Origin of the sequence: Cohnella terricola (genome assembly GCF_007786475.1) — a bacterium.
GTDB lineage: Bacteria > Bacillota > Bacilli > Paenibacillales > Paenibacillaceae > Cohnella > Cohnella terricola.
Window position 1 is genome coordinate 1 of record NZ_VNJJ01000031.1, and the last position, 22,904, is coordinate 22,904.

The following is a 22,904-nucleotide window of genomic DNA, read 5'->3' on the forward strand; positions in this document are numbered from 1 at the left end:
CGGGGCTTTTGCCCCTTGGTTGTCAGATGTATAATCATGGTAGATATAGCAGACAACACACGACCCAGCCTAAGATAGGAGCTATCTAAGGCTGGGTCGCGTCGTGAATACAAGTACGTTATCCGAAATTAACGAGAATCTTAGGGTTCAATCAGGAGGATAGTAAATTGTCAAAGATTTATATTAGGCTGGCAAGTCCTGAAGATCACCTTTCACTTATTGAATTAAACGATAAATTTAATGGAGTCCGACGCTTGCCATCTGAAGTTAAACAAAGCCTAATGAATACAAAAGAAATAATTGCGTTAGCTATGTTAGATGAAGTGCCTATAGGATTTGGTTGTGCACAATATTTCAATTCATTTTGCTACGAAGAGCCTCTTGGTGAAATAACAGAATTGTATGTCAATGAAGTAGCCCGTGGAAGAGGTTTGGGCACTTTACTAATTAGTTTTGTGGAAGACAGACTAACTGAGTATGGAGTGAAGAGTATTAAGGTCGTAACAAGCGAGAGTAATAAGAGAGCCATAAAAACATATCTAAAAGCAAAGTATATACAAGAAGATGATCTTATTTTTCAAAAGAGATTAGATGACAAATAGCTTTGATAGCTGATCAAAGAAGTCGTTAACTCCGGATAACACTATATTCACGCTGCGTGGCTTTCGCCCCCTTGGTTGTCAGATGTATAATCATGGAAGAAGCTCAGACAACACACGACCCGGCCTAAGATAAGAGCTATCTAAGGCCGGGTCGCGTCGTGAATACAAGAACGTTATGTGTAATTGCCTAATTTCGACTTTTTGAAAGCAGGGGAGAAAGATGAAGTGCTTTATAAGACCAGATATATTCCCTCATCATTTGGTCGACGAAATAAATAGCCTTAATGATGTATTAGGATTAGAAACCAATCTATCTGATTCGTATGTTTTTGATGTAATTTTAAACAATGAGAGGCTCGAGATTCCATATAGAACGTATGTAAATATTCCCGCAGAAGATTTGTTTCAGAACTTGTCGATTCGGCAGCAACAAATATTAAGTTGCTTTTTAACAAGGCATCATAACGGATTTGTAAGAAAACAATATCTTAAGAGAGTAATAAAGATTCATGAACCATGGGTAGTTCCATTTATCAGCCAGCTGATTGGTGAATATGTAGTCGAAATCCTATTTGAAATCAGTAAAAATTTAGTATATTTGGATATTAAAGAGTTCAACAAATTCTTTGATGATAATCGAGAGTTCTTTTTTAGAACAAAACAAAGAGTACGAAGTTATTGGAATTGTTACTACAAGAATGAGTATAAAGAGTTCGAAGCATATATTGGAAATAAGGTAATTACGTATTTTGAAGGTTACCCAGGGAGAGGCAACTACACATAACACCATATTCACGCATCGGGCATTCGCCCTCGGTCCGGCAGAAGTTAGAAGTAGAGTCGATGAGGCATTTCAGTGTTCGGGGAAGCGGAATCAGCCGGACACGTCCAACTCCCTAACCGCGTTGCGGCCGCCCTTCGGGCTTAAGGGAGTTGGACGTCGTGAATACAATAACGTTATGTGAAACCGGACAAATGCCAATTGAAAGGAGGAAATCCTTATGAATTATAAGAATCCTTTCAAGACCATTTCATTAATTGTATTATTAGGAATGCTGATTACAGCATGTACCGCTGAGAAACCTATCGATCCTTCAGAACTCGATAAGATTAAATTGGAAATCACAGAAAGATCGGAACATCCCATTGGAATTCTATATACGATTAAGTTAAGTAATCATTCAAAACATACAATTAAGCAGAACAATGTTTATCTAAGTTATCCTATTAAAATGGTAAATGGATATAGGGGCAACGAATTCAAAGTAGAGGCTAAAGAAAATAAACTTGATATTAAACCAAACGAAGAAATTATTTTAACTGCCTTTACTCCCAAAGAAGAATATGAAAACAACGATAATCTATTAATTACAGAATGCTATCTAGAAATTCAGGGATATATTGAAGAAGTAGAAGCAGCGAATCATTTTGGAAAGACGATAGGAAATGCATTTTAAATACTGATGAAAGTTAAGGCTTCGAAGTGTCCGGCATCACATAACACCATATTCACGCATCGGGGCGTTGCCCCTCGGTCCGGCAGATGTTTAAGAGAATTCGACTGGAGCGAACTCAAGATACATGGAAGCAGATTCAGCCGGACACATCCAACTCCCTAACCGCATCGCGGCCGCCCTTTGGGCTTAAGGGAGTTGGAAGTCGTGAATACAAGAACGTTATGTGACATACACAGAAATACGAAATGGAGAGAGGCATCGATGTCTGAAGCGAATTCAATCTATGTAGGTCCAGCAACTTTGGAAGATATTAAACAATTGATAAATGAATCGGGTTTGGGACTTTATTGGGATGTATTAAAGCCGTATTTTGAGCCAGGTGTCTTTTTGACTCCAGAACTGGTTGATGAAGACACTATTGCAATTGGCAGGAGCAAGATAGGAGGTAAGCCTGATGTTCCGTCAAGTTTTACGTGGCCACATTGGAGAGATAAACCAATGTCTTTCATAGCACAAATTAACTTAAATGAACTTCCAATGACTTCTATTAATCCAAACTATCCTCGAGAGGGGATATTATACTTTTTTTATGTTTACGATAGTGACATTTGGTATGAGGACGATTTTGAATATGATCAATACTCAAATGGAAGGGTCTTATATGTCTCCAACATATCACATTTAGAAAGGGCAAACCCACCTGAAGCATTAAGAGATGATCAAGTATTTCAGAGTTGCAATGTCTCTTTCAATATAGAATTAACAATCCCTGATTCGGATTACATAGTTGAAAACAAATTATTGAACGATGATGAAGAAGCAATAACACAGTACTGGTCTCAATTTAAGCCAACGTTTAGAGATAAACATAATTTAGGCATAGGATTTAGATTTCTAGGTCATATGAATGCATTACAATTTGGTGGGCATTCAGAAAGTGAAACTCTTCTTTTCCAAGCAGACTCATATGATGAGATAGGGATGGAATGGGATTTATCTGGACTTCTTTACTTTTTTATTGAAAAGAAAGATTTTTCAAATTTATTTTTTGAGAAAGTAATGACAAGTAGAGTTGGCACTTGAATAAATGTAAGAAGCTTGTTGTATCTCAATGAAGCTGTGTACGTCATATAACACCATATTCACGCATCGGGGCATTCGCCCCTCGGTCCGGTCCGGAGCTGAAGAGGTTCAATTGAAGCAGACTCAGGTACGGGGAAGCGGAATCAGCCGGACACATCCGCACCGACTAAGCGCATCGTGCCCGGTGACTTCGTCACCTTAAGTCGGTGGGACGTCGTGAATACGAGGGACGTTAGGTGAAATCTGGAGAAATATCTAAATCAAAAAGTCGTATTTTCTCTTTGCATGAAGAACTCTTCGAATCTCCACAAAGTCATTTTGGACAACGTAGAATACAAGATAACTTTGTACAACTAACATTTTATAATTAAGCAAGTGGAGCCGTGAGTCTTTAGGGATAGTACCACTTAAAGGAAAGTAAGCAAGAATAGATATGGATTCATCAAACAGATTGAGAAGATTTAATGCAGCTGGAGGATTATCTAAGGAGACATATTCAATAATTTCTGTGATGTCGTGTTCCGCTGAGGGGAGATATTTAATCTGAATTCTTTTCTCCATTTATGCGGCTCCTTAGTTTATTCATAAGATCAGAATGATCAATTCGTTTAATGGATGGATCTGAACTTTCCTTTTCGGCTACTGCCAATTTTTGATACAATTCAATTACAGCCTGTTGTTTTTCATAAAGGGCATGACTCATAACAACCAAATCCTCATGGCCATTTTTTGTAATAAAAACAGGCTCACCCTCGCTATGACAAACTTCAGAAATGTAATTAAAGTTATTCCGAAGATCAGAAATCGGTTTAATAATTGGCAAGGTCATCACCTCTACAGAGAAATCATTTCACTTCAATAATTTTATCATAATAATGATATTCTAAACATGGGATTAAAGAAATTTGTGTGTAATTCAATGGACTTCGCCTAACACCATATTCACGCATCGGGCATACGCCCTCGGTCCAGCAGAAGTTGAAGTGATTTCGATTGGAGCGAATTCAGATACAGGGAAGCAGAATCAGCCGGACACATCGAACTCCCTAACCGCATCGCGGCCGCCCTTCGGGCTTAAGGGAGTTGGACGTCGTGAATACACGAACGTTAGGCGAAATTAATGCAATAAATCGGAGGTAATTTCATGAGTTGGGCCGAAGAAGAAGAACATATCTTAAATAATTATTCACCATATACACCGTGCCAGACTATCTTTCAAGCTGTTTGTGATGAGCTTGGAAGATATTATTCAAACAAAGGTTTTCAATATGCTAAATCAAGACCAAAAATAACCTTAAAGGATCAGGATCTTAAACTGCAAATTTCGTTTTGGTCAAGTGGGTATAATACCCCCGGTGAATATGTGAATTTAGAAATTATCCCTTCTTTTTATTCAACTAAATTATCGCAAAAGAAGAGAGCACAGGGGCAAGACGCAAAACAAGGTTATTTTTTTGGGTATCCGACAATTTTTAATTATCCATTGTTAGGTCGAGAACCAGGAACAGTGAGAGTTAAACAAATTTTTGGAGATGAGATTGAGCGTTACGAAGAGGGAACGACAGAAGCAGTATTAATACACAATCGAAATTGTAATGTTTATGGTATAACATTCGAGAATTTCAAAAAAATCCTCGCTTTCATAGACAATCAAATAGTTCCATATTTCAATATATTAAAAGATCCAGAGAAATTATTATCATATATTGAAGCTTCAAATAGAGAGAGGATCTATTATCTTAACGAGTCAAAATTCAGAGAGTATACAGGCATTACTTTTCCTACTATGGAAGATCATATTAATGATGCCTTAAATCAGAAAGCTCAAATTTATTTATAAGTTATCCACGAGGGCATTAACTTCGCCTAACACCATATTCACGCATCGGGCATACGCCCTCGGTCCGGCCGGAGTTAGGAGTGGATTCGGAGAGGCATTTCAGTAGCAGGGAAGTGGAATCAGCCGGACACATCCGCACCACCCAACCGCATCGCGGCCAGTCGCTGCGCTCCTTTAGGGTGGTGGGACGTCGTGAATACAAGAACGTTATGTGAAACCGTCCAAGTTCGAATGGAGGATAATAAATGAGAATCAGAACTGCAAATTATAAAGACGTAAACAACATTGCACATGTTCATATAAATAGTTGGAAGACAACCTACAAAGGAATAATATCAGACATATTTTTAGCTAATTTATCATTGGAAAGTCGAATTACTCAATGGAAGTCAATCTTAAATGAACCCTCAAACAAAATAATTACTCTAGTACTCGTTAACGATGAAGATCAAGTCCAAGGTTTTATTTATGGGGGAAGTCCAAGAGATCGTGAAATAGGTTTTGAATCAGAGATATATGCCTTTTATTTGTTGGAAGAGGTTCAAGGTCAAGGATGCGGTAGACAATTAATAATAGAATTTTTAAAAATCTTGAAGGAGAACAGCTATAACAACACTATGTTATGGGTTTTGGAAAAGAACTCTGCAGTCAAGTTTTATGTAAAGATGGGCGGGGAAATAATTAATGAAAAAGTACAACTAATTGGAGAAGAATCATTCAATGAGATAGCAATTGGTTGGAAGGATATAAGAACATATTAAGCTATTCGAAGGTGCGGACGGCATCACATAACACCATGTTCATGCATCGGGCATTCGCCCTCGGTCCGGCCGAGGGATATTGGGGAAGCTGGATCAGCCGGACACTTCCGCACCGACTAAGCGCATCGCGCCCGGCGACGTTGTCGCCTTAAGTCGGTGGGGCGTCGTGAACACATTAACGTTATGCGCCATTACCAGTAAATATTAAAGATAATATTTAAGGAGATAATTTATGAAAGGTAAGATACTCTTATTATTTTTTATTACGATAATGTTTTCATCTTGTCAAAATGTTAGTCAATCGACTACTTTGAACAGCGAAACTAAATCAATAATGAATTCTAAACTGCCTCCTGATGTAGTGAGTACAGGTAATGGAACAGAATCGAAAGAAATAACTGAAGGGCGATCAGATCCTTCTAACAATGAAGTGTTATCCATGAACATTGGGAACTATGATTTGACTGGAGAATTTTATGATGAAATGCTTCGAAATCCTATAGATCATGATTATGAAGTGGAATTTAATGAATTTCAAAATTCCAAAGAGATTATTACAACATTGGGATGGGGGGCTTTGGAAAGCAAATATACAGAGATTTGGGATAAAGAGTTGAATCAAATATATAAAAAGCTTCTTTCTAAGTTGGATAGAGAACCAAGAGAAGCACTAATTGAATCGCAGAAAGAATGGTTACAGTATCACTTAAGGGAAACAAAATTTGTAGAGAAGACATTTATTAATAATGGTTACCTTGGATCACAAGGATCGGTAAGCCTAGGCACGGTTATACGGGAGAGAATTAGGGAAAGAACAATGCAATTATTTGAATATCGATATTTGCTAGATGGTGAAGTTGAGTTTTTATACCAAAGTAAAAAATAGAGTTGGAATCTTGAGCAAAGGTTTTTAGGTGATGCTTCGAAGACAGTAACGGCGCATAACACTGTATTCACGCTGCGGGGCTACCACCCCTTGGTTGTCATATGTATAATCTAGGAAGAAGCTCAGACAACAAACGGCCCAGCCTAAGATAAGAGCTATCTAGGGCTGGGCGTTTTCGTGAATACAAGAACGTTATATGATAGCCCCGTAAGAGCATTTGCTGAGGTAGCTCATGGAAGAAAAAAATCTAATTAAATCAAAGGACAAGAATATGAATATTGTACTTATAGGTATGCCGACTGCAGGGAAAAGCACAGCCGGCGTTATATTGGCCAAGTTAAAAGGGTTTGATTTTATAGATAGTGATCTTGTAATTCAAAATCAAGAAGATCGTCTTTTGAAAGAACTCATAGAGCAAGAGGGAATCGACGGATTCATTTCGATCGAGAACCGAATTAATGCATCTTTATGTGTGGATCATTCCATTATTGCTACTGGCGGAAGTGTGGTTTATGGAGCTGAGGCGATGGTCCACCTGAAGTCTATTGGTACTATCATCTATATAAAGTTAAGTTACGAAACGATTAAGAAACGACTGGGAGATGCACAACAAAGAGGTGTAGTTTTAAGAGAGCAGCAGACATTGCTCGAGTTATATCATGAAAGATGCCCTTTGTATGAGTCTTATGCAGACATAATCATTGATGCAGAAGATCTTGGAGTGGAAGAGTTAGTAAATAAAATAATGGAACAGTTGTCTTCTATATAGATTCTTTAGGGTAGTACTTCGAAGTCGGGGCCATCATATAACACCGTGTTTACGCATCGGGGGACAAGCCCCCTCGGTCTGGCAGAGGAATTTCGGGGAAGTGGAGGCAGCTAGACACATCCGCACCGACTAAGCGCATCGCGCCCGGCCACTTAGTGGCCTTACGTCGGTGGGACGTCGCGAATACGACAACGTTATAAGAAATCCCCCGCAAACACTATAAAAAATTTTGAACAACATTTAATCAATACTCAAAGAAGGGTAATAATAATGAAATTGCTCTATAGAGGAATCTTGTTTCTATTTTCTATTATTTTTATCATCGGATGTTCGAAAGACGATTATCCCAAAGATTTCGATTTTACTTTTAAGTATGGAGTAATGACTAAAAATGTTTTGAACACATTTAATGGGGAATATACAAAAGATTTGGCTATGGATGGGTTAATCTCAATTAATTATCAATTGAGTGTAAATGATAAGAAAAGAATATTTGAATTCATGAAAGATATAGACTTATTTAATTATCCTGATGAAGTAGAAGGATTGAATCAATTACCAAGTTCGGGATACGAATTTGAAATACAATATAACGGAAAGAAAAAGAATATTATATGGAACGGGGAATTTAATGATGAATTGAAGGATCAAGAATTTAAAGAACTTACAAGATTAATAATAGGGATTATAGAATCAAGCGAAGACTACAGATCATTGCCAGAAAGTAATGGAGGATACGAGTAACTTGTAGGATCAGCTTCGAAGGCGGGGACATCTTATAAACTGTATTCACGCATCGGGGACAAGCCCCCTCGGCGCATCGCGCCCGCCACTTTGTGGCCTTAAGTCGGTGGGACATCGCGAACACAACAACGTTATATGAAATAACGGAAAGTTCAAAATAAACAAAAGTTTATTTATGATACTTTATGGATTGAAAAAATTCTAAAGGTGATGAATAAGTGAATAAAGAAAACAACTTTACGTTAAAGGATATAATCTACAAAATAAAAAAATCTCACTTAGGCGCAAGAAAATTGAATAACGAACTTATATTATTCCCTGAAATTGAAGCGGAGGTAAACAGCGAAAATATAGAATATGACAAGAGTGCTGTTAGGTTATATCATAATAATGGCTTTAATACTCATACTTCCACATTTGAAGATTTGAAGGGAAAGAAATTTATATGGAACAGCCATTATAATGAAAATGAAGAAGAAGCAGGTTATCTTTATATTCAGGAACATGAAGAAGTAACAAAAGGAATTATAGAAATAATAGAAGTAGATTGTAATAAGATAATATTCAAGTGGAGTGGTTTAGCAAATGTTTTTTGGAACGAAAAGTATGGTCAGGATGTTCCTTTTGAAACGACTTTTTCAGTAGCAATGCCTCGAAAGATTAACCACATCCTAGATGGATTTAAGTCATCAAAGGTATTGATTGACGGGCATACATACTTTGAATTAATAAATTTGAAGGATTTTATTTTTGACTTGGAGACAATAAGCCAAACGAGACAATGGAACCAATTTAATAGCACTTTAAGGTTTAAATTAACGTATATGGATATAGATTTTTTTGGAGGTATAGAATTTAGTGGCGGAAAAAATAATTATAAAACGAATTTTGAGAAAAAATGCCCACTTGATGTTATTTTTCAAGGTTTTGATTTTAATTTAGAGGTAAAATATTTAAATTTTAGTTTTGATGTGTCATTAATAAATTAAAGGTATATAAATGAGCATCAGCTTCATCATCACAGGGCTGTCTCACGGGTCGCTATGCGGCTTGGCGAGATGGCCTTTTCCGCGTATTCGCATTGGGAAAAAGACCCGTTCCGCAAGGAAGTCGCAGTATTTTGTCGAATAAACATAGATAAAGGAAAACTTTTGAACGAACCGGGATTGGAAAAGGGCGGCAGCATGCTAAAAAAACATTTCGTCTTGCTCGGCATGATCGTGATATTCTGCATTGTTACTTTTATTAATGTTTTTCAGTGGATTAATCCATCCGTTCGATTTCCCACCGCCCAATCCGGGGTATTGAACACGACCGAATGGGATTTCGCCAAGCAGGGAATCATTCCCCTCCGCGGAGAGTGGGAATTCTATGACGGTATGCTTCTAGGGCCGGAAGATTTCATACAAAACCGGGAAAACATCGAACAGTACCGACGGTACGTGCAAGTGCCCGGCGGATGGAAAGATATCCTCGCGACGGGCGATAAACGAGGCCACGGCGCTGGGACTTATCGTTTGACCATCCACACGAACGATGCCGACATCTATAGCTTGCGGGCGAAGAAAATTCGTTTGTCCAGCCTCGTTTATATGGACGGAGAGAAAATCGGAGGGAGCGGCCGACCGGCTTTAACGACGGAGCATTTTGTTCCTAGCAACGCTCCCTTCTTCGGATCCGCCGTCACGGAGACGGGGACGATAGAGATCATCATTCAAGTGGCCAGCTTCGATTATATCGAAGGCGGGTTGGTGCAAGCGCCCGAATTCGGTCTGGAGGAAGACGTCCTAAGCAGACGCGACAACGCCAGAATGGCCGACATGATCGTCGTGACGATGTTGTTCGTATTCGGATTGTACTATGCCGGCATGTTCAAGCAATGGCACAAAGAACGGCATCTGATGCATTTCAGTCTGTTTTGCTTGTCGATCGGCTTGTTTACCAGCATCGACAACGAAATTCTGGCGCTAAGCCTGTTTCCTAATCTTTCTTTCATTTGGCTGCAGAAAATGATCTTCCTGTTTACGTTGCTGTCGTTCTACTTTTTTGTCCATTACGTGTATCGATTTCTGGGAGAAAAAGATAACATCGGTTTCAAATTGACGAGGCGAGCCGCCTATGTATTTTTTGTCTTTATCATAGTGACGGACAACCGGTATCTGATCGGTTCCTTAGGGATAGCGATCGCGTTGCAACTGATCGTGTTCGGTTGTATCTTCTATGCGGTATTTCGGAGCCTGAACCGAGGAGTTCAAGGCGGTTCGTACGTGATGCTGGGCGTTTTTTTCACGATTCTTACCTGGTTATACGGCCAATTGCGGTATCTATTGGCGCTCGAGAATCCGTATTATATGATCGTGACGCCGCTGCTCCTCGTATTCTCTCAGGCCTTCCTGATGTCGGATCAGCTTCAAGCTAGCTTTCGTAAGACCGAACGATTGGCGAAGCAGCTTCTGCAGCATGACCGGCAGAAGGACGAGTTTCTGGCCAAGACGTCGCACGAGCTGCGCACGCCCCTGCATGGAATCGTCAACTTATCCCAATCGCTGCTCGAGAATCAGATCAGGCCGTTGCCTGCGGAGCATCGCGATAATATCCTATTGCTTCATCTGATGGGGCGCAGGCTTTCCGGATTGGTTCACGATATTCTGGATATGAACAGGATCCGGTACGGCCAGTTTTCGATCCATCCGACCGCCGTGAATCTCGGAACGTCAGTGCGTTTTGTCATTGAGACACTATCTATCTCCTCCATAAACAAAGAAGTCATGCTCGTTAACGATCTGCCTTCGTCGCTTCCGCTAGTCCTGGCGGACGAGAACCGACTGCGTCAAATTCTGCACAATCTGATGGAGAACGGACTCAAATTTACGAAGAGCGGCACGGTCAGAATTTCCGCCGAGCGGTATGGGGAACAATTGGCGATATCGGTAACCGATACGGGCAGGGGGATCTCGGCCGAAGCGATGGGGAGTCTATTCAAACCGTTCATGCAAAGCGGCTTAAGCGACGGACTTGGCCTTGGGTTAAGCATCTCGAAGCAGTTGGTCGAATTGCAAGGAGGACGGCTTGAAGTACAGTCCGAAGCCGGCGTCGGCTCGCGCTTTACGTTTACGCTTCCGATCGATAAGGCGGCGGGAGAAGTGGCCGTATCCGCGGAGTACGAAGACGCTTCATTGGCTTTGGCCGATATCATGCAAAGCGGACAAACGGCCGAATTTCATATTCTCATCGTGGATGATGAGCCTTCTAATTTGAAGGTGCTTATTGATGCGGTCTCCTCCATGCGCTACTCCTATCTGGCGGTCAGCAGCGGGGAGGAAGCGATGGACGCGCTTCTTCGGGCTCCGAAGCCGGATTTGGTGCTTCTGGATTTGATGATGCCAGGTGTTTCCGGGTTGGACGTCTGTGAGAAAATCCGATCGTTGCACGGACCCGCGGAAATGCCCGTCATTATGCTGACCGCTTCCGGACAGACGGGCGACATTCTGGCCTCGTTCGAGGCCGGCGCGAACGATATTTTGCAGAAGCCTTTCGAACTCGCGGAATTGAATGCGAGGGTGCGGTCGCTGCTCGCAATGAAGCGATCTTCGGAACAGGCCGTTCGTCGGGAAATGGATTTCCTGCAAGCGCAGATTACGCCTCATTTCTTATACAACAGTATGAACGCGCTCGTGGGGTTGAGTTACAAAGACGTGGACAAGCTGCGCGAAACGATTCATCATCTGACCACTTATTTGCGAGCCAAATTCACCTTCGTGTTCGAAGGAAAGTTCGTCAACCTCGAACACGAGCTGGAGCTGGTCAAGGCATACATGGCGATAGAGCAGCTACGCTTCGGAGATCGGTTGCAGGTTCATTACCGGATCGAAGAAGGGCTCAAATGTAAGCTGCCGCCGCTTACTCTTCAGCCGATCGTGGAGAACGCGGTAAGACACGGAATCGGACAGAAGCCGACGGGAGGAACTGTGAACATTGCCGTAGGCCGCAACGGCGAGGAGATCGAGATCGTCGTCGAAGACGACGGTGTCGGAATGGACGATCGGACGTTAACGGATTTGCAAAAGGGGCGTGCCGCCGGAGTGGGAGTAGGCAACGTCAACCGGCGCCTGCAAGTGCTGTACGGGCGAAGATTGGAGATAGATAGCCAGATGGGGCGCGGAACGCGGGTCAAACTTTTAATACCGGAGGAACGCCATGATAAAAGCCATCTTAATCGATGACGAAGAGATCGCTCTCGACGTGTTGGAAATTTTGCTTCTGGAGATCGGGGGGGTTACCGTAATCGGCAAATACCGCATGGTGTCCGAAGCGTTGGAACGAATTGAAGAGCTGCAGCCGGATTTGATCTTCCTGGACATCGAGATGCCGGGTACGAACGGGCTAGTGGGAGGCGAGATGCTGGCCACGCGCTACCCGCGCGCGGAGATCGTATTCGTAACGGCTTATCATCAATACGCCATAGAAGCTTTCGATACGAACGCGATCGGTTATCTGCTCAAGCCGGTGGTAAAGGAGAAACTCGTCAAGTCGCTCTCTAGATACGACAAAATACAGGAGAAACTCGCGAAGAGCGCAGGGAGATCGGGAAATTCCACCGAGAACGGAGCCATAGAGCGGGCGGCAGAACAAAAGCGTTTGCGGCTCAAGGTGATGGGGAACTTGCAATTGAACGCCGCGGATGGTCGGCTCGTCACCTGGCGAACGAAAAAAACGAAGGAACTGTTCGCTTATTTATGGAGCCGTGCCGGCGAACACGTATACAGGTACAACATCATCGACGATCTCTGGCCGGACGTTAACTTCGAGCGCGCCCAGCCTCTTTTCCATACGACCATGTACAACTTGCGGAATACGCTCCGAACGGAAGGTTTTCCGGATATGGTCGCGTTTGGGGATGAGCGCTATCGGATGAATGCCGAATCGATCGAAAGCGATCTAGGGCGGTTGCATGAGCTCATGCAGAACGGGAGCGGAACGGCCGCCATCGAAGAGCTGACCTCCCTGTACAGGGGAGATTATTTGGAGATGGAGCACTACGGATGGGCGTTGAGCCAAAGGAACAAGCATCGCGCTGCTTACGTGCGCCATCTGGATGAGCTGTCTAAGGAAGCGTCGTTGAAGGATAAAGAAGCGTTGTATCGGAAAATATTCGAGTTGGATCCTTGCCACGAACGCAACTATAATAGGCTGCTCGATCTACTGATAGAGTTGGGGGATCATTCCGCGGCCGAGAAGCTATCCGAGGAGAAGAAACGTCTGGACTTAGAGCTGAGCTGAATCTTTGATTACGAATTGTGGTAATTCGGCACATTCTGCATTTCGTCCAATCCTCGGACGGATGTCTCTCATATCCTATATGAGCCTTGAGAAAGGGAGGATAGAGCGGAATGGAGGAAATGTATCAACTGTGCGTGAGGCATATGAACTGTAGAGTGAGAGTTCATATGCAAAACGGGGAAAGTTACGAAGGCGTCATCGTGGGGCTGGACGGCGACAACGTATACCTGCAAACGTCCGGAGACGCGTGGTTATCGGGGCGCAAAGGGAAAACGAAAAACGCCAAAGTATCCGGTTGGTTCGGACCCGGTTTCGGGTTCGGATTCGGCGGAGGCGGCATTTTGGCGTTGTCGCTATTTACGCTGCTGGCGATCGCCTTGATCTAAGAGATGAGCTTTCGCAAATTTCTTCTTGCCATCTTCGACTAGACGAGGTAAAATCTAACATCAAACGGAAGGGTTTCTAGGGAGCCGGGAACGCAGAGGCATGCTCGACATGCAGCGTTCGCCGAACCGAGCGAAACCGGCTGCGGCATCGTCCGCGTTACACCGCGAGGGATAAAAGACCTTCGGCAAGTTCCGCTGCTCTGCGGCGGACCAAGCCGATGGTCTTTTTTGCTTTACCGTGGCAGAGAGAAAAGGGGGGGATCAATGATGGCATTGCGGACTAGGGGACTTGGCAAAACGTTCCGCGTCAAAAAAAAGGAAGCCGGATTATCCGGCAGCTTTCGTTCGCTCTGGAAACCGCAATGGGAGACGAAGGAAGCGGTGCGCGGCATCGATCTGAACGTGCGGGAGGGGGAGACGGTCGCTTTCCTCGGACCGAACGGAGCGGGGAAATCGACGACGATCAAAATGCTGACCGGCATTCTGCACCCCTCTTTCGGCGAAGCCGAGGTACTCGGCTTCACGCCATGGAAGGAGCGGGAGCAGCTCGCGTACCGGATCGGCACCGTTTTCGGACAGAAGTCGCAATTATGGTACCATCTTCCTCCGATCGATACGTTCGAGCTGATTGGCAGAATATACGAACTGAAGCGCGACGAGTATGCGAGACGGAAGGACGACTTGATCGAGCGCTTCGAGCTCGGACCGTATTTGCACACGCCGGTGCGCAAGCTATCGCTTGGTGAACGGATGCGCTGCGAGATCGCGGCGTCGCTGCTGCATCGCCCGAAGCTGCTGTTCATGGACGAACCGACCATCGGGCTGGACGCCGTCGTGAAGCAGCGCATTCGGGAGTTGATTCGCGAGAGGAACCGGGAGGAGGGAACGACCGTGTTTCTGACTTCCCACGACGCCGGGGACGTGGAGACGCTCTGCTCGCGTGCCGTCGTGATTCATCACGGAGGCGTATTGATCGATGAGCCCGTCGAGAAAATGAAGCGGGAAGTGCTCAGCCGAAAGAACGTCACGTTAAAGCTGGCGGAGGACGCCGAACTGGTCGACTTGCCCGAGCTCGAAGGCGTGGCTTGGGAGCGGGAGAAGCGCGAAATCCGACTTGCGGTGGATTTAAAACGAACGACGATCGAGCGCGTGCTCGGCGAGTTGATCGGGCGCATCGGCTTCACCGACGTGAACGTCGAGGATCCGCCGCTGGAAGAAATCATCAAATACATATACGGCATGAGAATGGAGAAGGAGGAGACGGGATGGGCGAAGAGATAAACCGATGGACGGCGGCGGGACGGAAAGCGGCTGCTGTTGGTAAGATCGCGTTTCGCCACCAGCTCGCCTACAAAACGGATTTCGCGATGCGGTGTTTTTTCCTTCTGTTTATTTTGTTTGTCTTCATTCAATTGTGGTCGACGGCATACGGCGGAAACTTCGAGACCGTCATTTCCGGATTTACCCTGAAGCAGATCGTTTGGTATCTCGTCTTTACCGAGGCGCTGACGTTGGCAGCTCCACCGTTATGTGCCCGTATCGAGGAAGAAGTGAAGAACGGGGACGTCGCGATTCGACTTATTCGGCCGCAATCTTATGTCGGCTACCACTTCTCCGTGTTCGCGTCCGAAGCGCTGACCAGATTTCTGGTTCATCTGCTGGTCGGCAGTGCTATCACCTGGCCTTTCGTAGGTCCGCCGGCTTTCGGCTACGGCTGGTTCGGGCTACTCGCACTCAGCGCGGGAGCGCTGACGATCACATTTCTTCTACTGGCGATCGTAGGCCTATGTGCGTTCTGGGTCGAAGAGACGAGCGGTTTGTACTTCGTCCTGCAGAAGTTGCAATTTACGATTGGCGGAATGCTGCTGCCGATCGATTTGATGCCGGAATGGCTGCAGCGCGTCTGCGCTTGGCTTCCGTTCCAGGCGGCGCTTTATTTTCCCGCGCGAATGGCCGTTCATTACGACGCTGCCCTGCTCGCCAAGCATCTGGCCGTGCAAGCGGCATGGATCGCCGTTCTGGCGTTCGCGGTTGGGCGAATCTATCGGAGAGGGGCGACGAAGTTGCATGTTAACGGCGGTTAATCGAATCGGGGCGAACGCCCGTTACGTCTGGACTTGTTGGAAAGTGAACCTGGCATCGGCGATGGAGTATCGGCTCAGCTTCTTGCTGCTGGCCGGAATGATGTTCGTTAATAATTTTATTTGGCTGTTTTTCTGGAGCTTGTTCTTCGGCCGGTTTCCGATCGTTCAAGGGTGGGAGCTACACGACGTTATGCTGTTGTGGGCGATCAGCGCTGGAGGGTTCGGTTGGGCGGCCATGCTGTTCGGTAATTTTCCGCGCATCGCTAGCATCGTCGCTACGGGACAACTAGACGTGTACTTGTCGCAGCCGAGGCCGGTGCTGCTCAGCGTTCTCGTAAGCCGATGTTCGGTGACGGCAGCGGGGGATTTTGCTTTCGGAGTCGCAGTGTATTTGATGGTCGGGGATACGTCGCTCACGGGGGCGCTGCTGTTCGTGCTCGGGCTTTTGATCAGCGGTTTGCTGTTTATCGCCGTCATGGTGATCGCCGGATGCTCGGCTTTCTTCATCGGCAACGCGGAAGGGATGACGCAGCAGCTATTCAATAGTTTTATCGCGCTGACGACTTATCCATCCGATATTTTCCGGGGATTGGCGAAGCTTGCGATCTTCACGATCGTGCCGGCGGGATTCATCAGTTATTTGCCGATTGGACTGCTGAAGTCGCCCGAGCCGGGATTTGCGATATTGGCGACGTTCGTTGCCTTTGGGCTGACGCTGGCGGGATCGTTGCTCTTTCGGTTGGGCCTTCGCAAGTATGCTTCGGGCAATACGATCGCGATGCGGAGCTAAGACAATCTATCGATTGGTTATTGTCTATCTTCCAGTTTGCCTATATTCTATATAAGTTGAACCTGTGAGAACGCCCGGTCCGGGAGACCGTTAAATTACTCGCGAACGGGGTTTTGGTGGTTGTAACGGTCCGGGAGACCGTTAAATTACCCGCGAACGGGGTTTTGGTGGTTGTAACGGTCTGGGAGACCGTTAAATGGCCCGCGGACGGGGTTTAGGTGGTTTTAACGGTCCGGGAGACCGTTAAATGGCTCGCGAACGGGGTTTTGGCGGTTGTAACGGTCCGGGAGACCGTTAAATGGCTCGCGGACGAGGTTTTGGCGGTTGTAACGGTATGGGAGACCGTTAAATTACTCGCGAACGGGGTTTAGGTGGTTTTAACGGTCCGGGAGACCGTTACATTGCCCGCGAACGAGGTTTTGGTGTTTGTAACGGTCTGGGAGACCGATAACCGGCCCGCGGCCGTGGATTACGATGGAACAACGTACTATGTGCGACTCGTCAGACAGAAGGAAGGTTAGACCGAATTGAAAAACGTAAATTTACCCGCCGCTGAGAAAAGGGCGGATCGTTATCCTTTGGCGTTGTTCTCGCTTACCGCGGGGGCGTTCGCCATCGGCATGACGGAATTTGTCATTATGGGATTGCTGCCGAACGTCGCGACGGATTTGGGCGTATCGATTCCTCAAGCAGGACAGTTGATTACCGGGTACGCACTCAGCGTGGCGATCGGAGCGCCGATCCTCGCCGTAGCGACCCACCGCATTCCGCAAAAAAAACTGCTTTGTCTGCTCATGCTGCTCTTTATCATAGGTAACGGAATCGCGGCGGTTGCCCCGAATTATGGTGTGCTTATGGGGGCTAGGCTCTTTACCGCGTTGGCACACGGCACGTTCTTCGGAGTCGGCTCGATCCTCGCTGCAGGTCTGGTCGCGCCGAATCGGCGAGCCGCGGCTGTGTCGGTTATGATGGCGGGATTAACGGTAGCGAATATCATCGGCGTTCCGTTCGGAACGTTCATCGGGCATCATCTCGGATGGAGATCGTCGTTCGGGGCGGTTGTCGTCATGGGAATCGTCACGCTCATCGGAATTATCGCTCTCATCCCGGATGTGCGGCAAGAGGGAGGATCCAGCGCGATAAGGCAAATCCGCGCGCTGATTCAACCGAAGCTGCTGGTCGTGCTGATTGCCGGGGCGCTTGGCTGCAGCAGCCTGTTTACGGTGTTCACGTACATAGCGCCGCTGCTGCAAGATGTGACCGGCATCGCCGAGCATAACGTGACATGGGTGCTCGTTCTGTTCGGGATCGGCGTCACGATCGGAAATATCGTCGGCGGCAAGCTGGCGGATTGGAAGCTGATGCCGACGTTGATTATCGGATTCGCTTCGTTAGCCGCGATCCTGGCTTTGCTGGCGCTTGTCGACGACATCCCCGCTGCGGCGGTCATCACGATTTTCGTATGGGGAATCGCCGCGTTCGTCGTGCTGCCGGGGTTGCAGGTCCGCATTATGACCTTGGCCAAGGATGCGCCCGCGCTTGCCTCTACCTCCAATCATTCCGCGCTGAATTTCGGCAACGCGGGAGGAGCGTTTCTCGGCGGGCTCGTCATCACGCACGCGGGATTGGAAGTGCTGCCGTGGACCGGAGCGCTGCTATCTCTTCTCGGAAGTCTCCTGGCGATCGTCGTCATGGTGTGGGACAAGAAAGAAGACAACGGCCTCAAGGGAGGGGTCCGGCACAAAGCGGACGCAGCTAGTTAGTCGCATTTGGAAGAGGGACAATCCTCTCAGGATGCGTCTAAACGGCTGATACCGGATCTGGATGCCGGTGGATCGCTATTGCAGTAGCAAATAGACGGTTCTGGAAAGGGATCGGACCTGACGACTGTCGGGACCGGTTCTTTTTTCTGTTATCGGCCGCCTTTTATTGTGTTTCGAGGAGCTTTCCAATATGCTGTGGAGATCACGAAGGTTTCATATCGGATCCGGATGCATCCATGGAAGGAGCAAGGGCATTTGCTAGAAAAACTGCATCGGTCGCTATCGCCTAGTCTATTATTGCTGCTGGCGTTCTGTGCCGCGGTATTCATTGGTGAGGAAACGGTAATCTCGATCGCGACCCTCATCGTATTGTCGGCGGAGCTCGGGATTTCGTACGGTCTCTTCAAGAAGCGTGATAAATCCGATTTGGCGCTGATTATCGCGCTGGGGACGGAGAGTTTATTTTTGTGGACGAGAGCACCTTGGCTGTTGGCTTGTTCGATCTTGCTGCTGATTGCGGCGAGCCTATGGCGTGCGGTCATCGCCCCATCGGCAAGGGGCAAGGCAACGGTCTGGCGAGTGGCGCGAGGGACATTATTCAGTCTTGCGGCTCTAGCGGTCAGCGTTCTGTGGATGGTCGATCTCTATGCGCAATCCTGGACCCGTCCCGTTAAACTGCCAGCCGACATGAACGCGGCAATAGAAGATAGCATACTGGATTCCTCGGCGGTCATGCTGCGAAATATCGAAACGATGAATGCCTTTGGAAGCCGTACGACCGGTTCGGAAGGCCATAACCGATTCGTTGTATGGCTTGAACGGCAGGTAACGGATATGGGATTCACCGTGCACCGGGACAACTATGCCTTCGATCGATGGGACGAGAAGAGCAGCTCATTCTTCATTGAAGAGGATGAAATTCGGATTTCCTCCGTCTTCCCTTATTCAGGAGTCACCGATGACGAAGGCGTATCGGGAGAACTGGTCTATACGAAACGCGGAGATTATACGAAGGCCAGCGGCAAAATCGCCGTAGTCGAGATCGAAAACATTGCCAATCTTCCGATGGGGTTGTTAATGAATGTACGAGGGGCATTTCCCGAGAAGACAGGGCTCGTTACAAGCGATGGCGATCTTGTCGTCACGGCCGCGTTAAAAGAAGCCCATCTGGAAAAGGCGAAAGAACACGGAGTTTTGGCCGTCATCTTAGTCTGGAAAGGCGCATCGGACGACAAGCTGCGTAAGGAATATGTACCCTTTACCTCTGATTATGCGGGCATTCCGGCCGTTTGGGTTAATGCAACGGAAGGACAGAAGGTGATTCGCGCAGCTAGAGCGCATCAAGCGGGCACGGTTCGCTTGCAAGCGGAACTGCAGAAGAATGCGCCAACCGAATCTTTTTACGTGAAAATAGAAGGGAAAAACAAACAGGAAGCTATCCTAGTGAATACGCACACGGATGGCGTGAACGCTATAGAGGAGAACGGGGCCGTGGGCATGCTGTCGATGCTCCGGTACTTGCGGCACGAGCCGCCTGAGCGCACGATGGTTTTTGCTTTCGTGACCGGACATTTCAGATTGCCGGAGTTCAAAGGTACATCCCAGGCGACCTCCACTTGGTTGCAAGCTCACCCGGAACTATGGGATGGGCGAGAAGGCCATATGAGGGCGGTGGCCGGGATCACGGTGGAGCATCTCGGCAGCATGGAATGGAAGGATGACGGCGAGGGACGTTACGGGCCAACCGGTCTCATCAGCACGGAATATACTTACGCCGGCAATGAGAGAATGGGAGCCATCTGGCTGAAAGCCGTTGAAGAGAAGTCCAGAACGCGCACGGTGGTGCTGCGGGGCCATAACCGCTTCCAATTCGGTGAGAGCCAGCCTCTATTCGAAGCCGGAATTCCCGTTATCGGATTCATTCCTATGCCGGACTATCTACTCGTCGATCGGGAAAGCCGGGAGATGGATAAATTCGACGTGAAGCTCATGCGCGAACAAATCGTGTCGCTGCTGAAAGCGGTGAAGCTGGTTGACGCAACCGAGACGGACGAGCTCGGGAAATCGGACAGCTATTCCTATTTTTATGGCCGCACACGGTAATATAGCCGTCACGGAAAGGTCCGGGCACGATAGCGCGTGCTTGGGGGGGGATTAAAAAAACGAGCCGGACCACGGAGGATCCGGCTCGGCAACTTGCACCCGGCGGTTGTTTTACAGTATGGTTTCGCGCCTAACAGGAACCAAGCGGACTATTTCCTTCTCTCTATATAATTAAGAAGAGTGACAAGGAACATTCCGAAGGCGAAGAGAACAGAGAAAGATTGAAATAAATCCATTAACAGCCTCCCCCTTTCGCGAATTACTGTTATCCGCCGGCAAGTTGTACTTCCACCTTATCGTGGTATGGTTAAAAATGGAAGAGTTTGAAGAACTATTATTTCTACATTTTTAACGCCCGGGTTTAAGGGGGAACTGAATTTCTTTAAGGAAACGTTCGAATTCGGCAAAATTAAGTTGTTGCGCGGCGTCGGACAGAGCGGTTGCCGGATCGGGATGAACTTCCACCATAACGCCGTCCGCTCCGGCGGCTAGCGCCGCCTTGGCGCAAGGAGCAAGAATGTCCTTACGGCCGGTCGAATGGGTCACGTCTACCAGGACGGGGAGGTGACTTTCCAATTTCAGAATTGGAACCGCCGAGATATCGAGCGTATTCCGCGTTGCTTTTTCGTAGGTGCGAATGCCGCGTTCGATTAACATGACTTGGTCGTTGCCTCTGGAAACGATGTATTCGGCCGAATGAAGGAATTCGTCTATCGTGGCGGCAAGGCCTCGTTTAAGCAGAATAGGGGTTCGAACGTCGCCGGCGGCTTTAAGCAACTCGAAATTTTGCATGTTCCGCGCGCCGATCTGGATGACGTCGATATATTGGGTAGCGAGCTCGATATGGGCAGGATCCACGATCTCGCTGATCGTTTTCAAGCCGAATTCTTCCGCGACCTCTTTCAGAATTTGCAGTCCTTCGACGCCGAGCCCTTGGAAGTCGTAGGGGGACGTGCGGGGCTTGAACGCGCCTCCGCGCATGACCGTGACGCCGGAAGCCTTCAGCATGGCGGCCGTCTTGCGTGTTTGCTCATAGCTTTCCACCGAACAAGGGCCGGCGATGAGGATCGGCTGTCCGCTCCCGACGGGGATCTCGCCGATCGAGACGACGGTGTCTTCCTTTTGCCTTTTGCGGCTCACGAGAAGGTGTTTATGATGATCCGTTTGTTGCAGCTTTAATGAAGCTTGGAAAATTTGCTTGAACAAGTGGCTGATCGTTTCGTCGTCGAACGGCCCTTTGTTGGATCGGACCAGTTCTTCGAGCATTGATTTTTCCCGAACGGGGTCGTATTTCGGTACGCCTTGTTTCTCTTTCTCCATACCGATGTCCTGGGCGATGCTCGCCCTCTCCGAGAGGAGCTCCAGAAGCCGGAGATTCACGGAATCCAATTGCTTGCGCAGGCGATCCAAATTGTCTTGACTCATAACGGTTCTCTCCTTTTGAATGTTTTGTGGAAATATAAAAAGGCTCCTCCTCCGCAAGGGACGAGAAGCCGTGGTACCACCCTTATTAGAAATGAACGCCAAGATCGAACGTTGGGTTCGGCGGTTCATTTCTCACTTGAATCCCTTTAACGCAGGAAAGACGGGTAATCCTAACGCGTTCGAAAGAGGAGCGCGATCAGAAACCGGCTCGGGAGTGAACTTCGGCGGGCGCATTCGCTCGGGCGCTCTCAGTCGACGGCGCTCCGTCCCTGTCAGAAATGCGATCCGCGTACTCTCTCCGTCGCTGCCTGTGGGCAGGATGCAGTTGCAAGTTAGATGCATTCTAATTCATGAAGAATATCCGTGCAAGAATGCGAAGTAACGCATAATTGCATCATTGCGGTAAAGGGAATCAGGGGCTTTCGGTTGGGTGGAACCATTAATGATGGGCGTTCGACTGGGATGAGGTAAATAAGTTCGTGTGGCGGTACTAATGAGAAATGGAGTTTAGAAATATTATATGTGAAATTTTTCCGGTTGTATTCATACAGGAGTCTATGATATATTCTAATTCCGGCCGCGAAAGATGTCGAAATGAAGCGGACCTTCAAAAAAGAAATTGCTCGAAAAATAGCGATTGGAAAAAATTGAGGGTTGCAAGATGACGGGTTTTGCGGTAAGATGAAATTCCTGCTTCGGAAACGAGGCAGACAAAAACGAAACACCGATTGTTCTTTGAAAACTGAACATTGAGCGTAAGAAACAAAAACGTCGAAAGACGAAACCAGCAATACAGATTGAGCCTTCTGGCTCTCTATTATGGAGAGTTTGATCCTGGCTCAGGACGAACGCTGGCGGCGTGCCTAATACATGCAAGTCGAGCGGAGTTATTTAGGAGCTTGCTCCTGAATAACTTAGCGGCGGACGGGTG

Annotated in this window: 24 protein-coding genes and 1 rRNA gene; 21 read left to right on the forward strand and 4 right to left on the reverse strand. The window is 47.0% G+C overall.

The features are described from left to right. Nucleotides 1–167 precede the first annotated feature (167 nt). From FPZ45_RS24895 to FPZ45_RS24910, 4 genes are all read left to right on the forward strand, one after another. On the forward strand, nt 168–602 hold the full coding sequence (locus FPZ45_RS24895) for a GNAT family N-acetyltransferase (protein WP_186438570.1): 435 nt from the start codon (nt 168–170) through the stop codon (nt 600–602). A 220-nt stretch (nt 603–822) separates the two neighbouring features. After that, nucleotides 823–1,386 (forward strand): hypothetical protein, encoded by a 564-nt coding sequence (locus tag FPZ45_RS24900; protein WP_144707365.1) that lies wholly within the window; start codon nt 823–825, stop codon nt 1,384–1,386. Nucleotides 1,387–1,603: 217 nt separating this feature from the next. Then, on the forward strand, nt 1,604–2,059 hold the full coding sequence (locus tag FPZ45_RS24905) for a hypothetical protein (protein ID WP_144707366.1): 456 nt from the start codon (nt 1,604–1,606) through the stop codon (nt 2,057–2,059). Between the two features lie 204 nt (nt 2,060–2,263). Then, nucleotides 2,264–3,142: a YwqG family protein gene (locus tag FPZ45_RS24910; RefSeq protein ID WP_144707367.1), complete on the forward strand. Its 879-nt coding sequence runs from the start codon at nt 2,264–2,266 to the stop codon at nt 3,140–3,142. Between the two features lie 255 nt (nt 3,143–3,397). Here the strand turns inward: FPZ45_RS24910 and FPZ45_RS24915 are convergent, their stop codons facing one another. Next, entirely contained in the window at nt 3,398–3,703 is a 306-nt protein-coding gene (locus FPZ45_RS24915; RefSeq protein WP_144707368.1) for a type II toxin-antitoxin system RelE/ParE family toxin, read from the reverse strand. After that, nucleotides 3,681–3,965 carry a type II toxin-antitoxin system Phd/YefM family antitoxin gene (locus FPZ45_RS24920; RefSeq protein WP_144707369.1) on the reverse strand — a complete coding sequence of 95 codons (285 nt, stop codon included), beginning with the start codon at nt 3,963–3,965 and terminating at the stop codon, nt 3,681–3,683. Before FPZ45_RS24920 ends, FPZ45_RS24915 begins: the two co-directional genes overlap by 23 nt. A gap of 321 nt (nt 3,966–4,286) precedes the next feature. Between FPZ45_RS24920 and FPZ45_RS24925 the strand changes: the two genes are divergently transcribed. The 16 genes from FPZ45_RS24925 to FPZ45_RS24990 all read left to right on the forward strand — a co-directional run bounded on the left by FPZ45_RS24925 (nt 4,287) and on the right by FPZ45_RS24990 (nt 20,548). Further along, nucleotides 4,287–4,982, forward strand: a complete 696-nt coding sequence (locus tag FPZ45_RS24925) for a hypothetical protein (protein ID WP_144707370.1) — start codon at nt 4,287–4,289, stop codon at nt 4,980–4,982. Nucleotides 4,983–5,227: 245 nt separating this feature from the next. Beyond that, nucleotides 5,228–5,743 carry a GNAT family N-acetyltransferase gene (locus FPZ45_RS24930; protein WP_144707371.1) on the forward strand — a complete coding sequence of 172 codons (516 nt, stop codon included), beginning with the start codon at nt 5,228–5,230 and terminating at the stop codon, nt 5,741–5,743. Nucleotides 5,744–5,975: 232 nt separating this feature from the next. Next, entirely contained in the window at nt 5,976–6,629 is a 654-nt protein-coding gene (locus FPZ45_RS24935) for a lysozyme inhibitor LprI family protein (RefSeq protein WP_144707372.1), read from the forward strand. Nucleotides 6,630–6,861: 232 nt separating this feature from the next. Continuing rightward, nucleotides 6,862–7,398, forward strand: a complete 537-nt coding sequence (locus tag FPZ45_RS24940; RefSeq protein WP_144707373.1) for a shikimate kinase — start codon at nt 6,862–6,864, stop codon at nt 7,396–7,398. Between the two features lie 270 nt (nt 7,399–7,668). Next, nucleotides 7,669–8,142, forward strand: a complete 474-nt coding sequence (locus FPZ45_RS24945) for a hypothetical protein (protein ID WP_144707374.1) — start codon at nt 7,669–7,671, stop codon at nt 8,140–8,142. Nucleotides 8,143–8,360: 218 nt separating this feature from the next. Next, the gene (locus FPZ45_RS24950; RefSeq protein ID WP_144707375.1) at nt 8,361–9,131 is read left to right on the forward strand and encodes a hypothetical protein; all 771 of its coding nucleotides are present in this window, start codon (nt 8,361–8,363) and stop codon (nt 9,129–9,131) included. Nucleotides 9,132–9,326: 195 nt separating this feature from the next. Next, on the forward strand, nt 9,327–12,365 hold the full coding sequence (locus FPZ45_RS24955; protein WP_186438571.1) for an ATP-binding protein: 3,039 nt from the start codon (nt 9,327–9,329) through the stop codon (nt 12,363–12,365). Then, the gene (locus FPZ45_RS24960; protein ID WP_144707377.1) at nt 12,340–13,422 is read left to right on the forward strand and encodes a response regulator; all 1,083 of its coding nucleotides are present in this window, start codon (nt 12,340–12,342) and stop codon (nt 13,420–13,422) included. Before FPZ45_RS24955 ends, FPZ45_RS24960 begins: the two co-directional genes overlap by 26 nt. Nucleotides 13,423–13,532: 110 nt before the next feature. Next, nucleotides 13,533–13,808: a hypothetical protein gene (locus FPZ45_RS24965; RefSeq protein ID WP_144707378.1), complete on the forward strand. Its 276-nt coding sequence runs from the start codon at nt 13,533–13,535 to the stop codon at nt 13,806–13,808. Nucleotides 13,809–14,072: 264 nt separating this feature from the next. After that, the gene (locus tag FPZ45_RS24970; RefSeq protein WP_144707379.1) at nt 14,073–15,089 is read left to right on the forward strand and encodes an ABC transporter ATP-binding protein; all 1,017 of its coding nucleotides are present in this window, start codon (nt 14,073–14,075) and stop codon (nt 15,087–15,089) included. After that, a complete protein-coding gene (locus FPZ45_RS24975; protein ID WP_144707380.1) occupies nt 15,074–15,892 on the forward strand; it encodes an ABC transporter permease in 819 nt (272 codons plus the stop codon). The genes FPZ45_RS24970 and FPZ45_RS24975 overlap by 16 nt, the downstream gene beginning before the upstream one ends. Then, nucleotides 15,876–16,682, forward strand: coding sequence for an ABC transporter permease (locus FPZ45_RS24980; protein ID WP_144707381.1), 807 nt, complete (start codon nt 15,876–15,878; stop codon nt 16,680–16,682). The genes FPZ45_RS24975 and FPZ45_RS24980 overlap by 17 nt, the downstream gene beginning before the upstream one ends. A 218-nt stretch (nt 16,683–16,900) precedes the next feature. Beyond that, nucleotides 16,901–17,053 carry a hypothetical protein gene (locus FPZ45_RS25495; RefSeq protein ID WP_186438572.1) on the forward strand — a complete coding sequence of 51 codons (153 nt, stop codon included), beginning with the start codon at nt 16,901–16,903 and terminating at the stop codon, nt 17,051–17,053. Beyond that, a complete protein-coding gene (locus tag FPZ45_RS25500) occupies nt 17,054–17,203 on the forward strand; it encodes a hypothetical protein (protein WP_186438573.1) in 150 nt (49 codons plus the stop codon). Nucleotides 17,204–17,209: 6 nt separating this feature from the next. Beyond that, complete coding sequence (locus tag FPZ45_RS24985) at nt 17,210–18,445, forward strand: MFS transporter (protein ID WP_246120588.1); 1,236 nt, start codon at nt 17,210–17,212, stop codon at nt 18,443–18,445. 255 nt (nt 18,446–18,700) lie between these two features. After that, complete coding sequence (locus FPZ45_RS24990) at nt 18,701–20,548, forward strand: zinc-binding metallopeptidase family protein (RefSeq protein ID WP_144707382.1); 1,848 nt, start codon at nt 18,701–18,703, stop codon at nt 20,546–20,548. Nucleotides 20,549–20,697: 149 nt separating this feature from the next. Here the strand turns inward: FPZ45_RS24990 and FPZ45_RS26095 are convergent, their stop codons facing one another. Together FPZ45_RS26095 and FPZ45_RS24995 are read right to left on the reverse strand one after the other, a co-directional pair. Beyond that, nucleotides 20,698–20,784: a putative holin-like toxin gene (locus FPZ45_RS26095; protein ID WP_222430818.1), complete on the reverse strand. Its 87-nt coding sequence runs from the start codon at nt 20,782–20,784 to the stop codon at nt 20,698–20,700. 112 nt (nt 20,785–20,896) lie between these two features. Next, nucleotides 20,897–21,973, reverse strand: coding sequence for a bifunctional 3-deoxy-7-phosphoheptulonate synthase/chorismate mutase (locus FPZ45_RS24995; RefSeq protein ID WP_144707383.1), 1,077 nt, complete (start codon nt 21,971–21,973; stop codon nt 20,897–20,899). An 816-nt stretch (nt 21,974–22,789) separates the two neighbouring features. Here FPZ45_RS24995 and FPZ45_RS25000 point away from each other — a divergent pair. Beyond that, nucleotides 22,790–22,904 (forward strand): 16S ribosomal RNA (locus FPZ45_RS25000); the annotation flags it as partial.

Excerpts from the sequence above, each read along its gene's own strand:
- FPZ45_RS24900 (WP_144707365.1), top strand. The coding sequence starts at position 823 with ATGAAGTGCTTTATAAGACCAGATATATTCCCTCATCATTTGGTCGAC.
- FPZ45_RS24905 (WP_144707366.1), top strand. The coding sequence starts at position 1,604 with ATGAATTATAAGAATCCTTTCAAGACCATTTCATTAATTGTATTATTA.
- FPZ45_RS24915 (WP_144707368.1), bottom strand. The coding sequence starts at position 3,703 with ATGGAGAAAAGAATTCAGATTAAATATCTCCCCTCAGCGGAACACGAC.
- FPZ45_RS24925 (WP_144707370.1), top strand. The coding sequence starts at position 4,287 with ATGAGTTGGGCCGAAGAAGAAGAACATATCTTAAATAATTATTCACCA.
- FPZ45_RS24930 (WP_144707371.1), top strand. The coding sequence starts at position 5,228 with ATGAGAATCAGAACTGCAAATTATAAAGACGTAAACAACATTGCACAT.
- FPZ45_RS24935 (WP_144707372.1), top strand. The coding sequence starts at position 5,976 with ATGAAAGGTAAGATACTCTTATTATTTTTTATTACGATAATGTTTTCA.
- FPZ45_RS24940 (WP_144707373.1), top strand. The coding sequence starts at position 6,862 with ATGGAAGAAAAAAATCTAATTAAATCAAAGGACAAGAATATGAATATT.
- FPZ45_RS24945 (WP_144707374.1), top strand. The coding sequence starts at position 7,669 with ATGAAATTGCTCTATAGAGGAATCTTGTTTCTATTTTCTATTATTTTT.
- FPZ45_RS24955 (WP_186438571.1), top strand. The coding sequence starts at position 9,327 with ATGCTAAAAAAACATTTCGTCTTGCTCGGCATGATCGTGATATTCTGC.
- FPZ45_RS24960 (WP_144707377.1), top strand. The coding sequence starts at position 12,340 with ATGATAAAAGCCATCTTAATCGATGACGAAGAGATCGCTCTCGACGTG.
- FPZ45_RS24965 (WP_144707378.1), top strand. The coding sequence starts at position 13,533 with ATGGAGGAAATGTATCAACTGTGCGTGAGGCATATGAACTGTAGAGTG.
- FPZ45_RS24970 (WP_144707379.1), top strand. The coding sequence starts at position 14,073 with ATGATGGCATTGCGGACTAGGGGACTTGGCAAAACGTTCCGCGTCAAA.
- FPZ45_RS24975 (WP_144707380.1), top strand. The coding sequence starts at position 15,074 with ATGGGCGAAGAGATAAACCGATGGACGGCGGCGGGACGGAAAGCGGCT.
- FPZ45_RS24980 (WP_144707381.1), top strand. The coding sequence starts at position 15,876 with ATGTTAACGGCGGTTAATCGAATCGGGGCGAACGCCCGTTACGTCTGG.
- FPZ45_RS26095 (WP_222430818.1), bottom strand. The coding sequence starts at position 20,784 with ATGGATTTATTTCAATCTTTCTCTGTTCTCTTCGCCTTCGGAATGTTC.
- FPZ45_RS24995 (WP_144707383.1), bottom strand. The coding sequence starts at position 21,973 with ATGAGTCAAGACAATTTGGATCGCCTGCGCAAGCAATTGGATTCCGTG.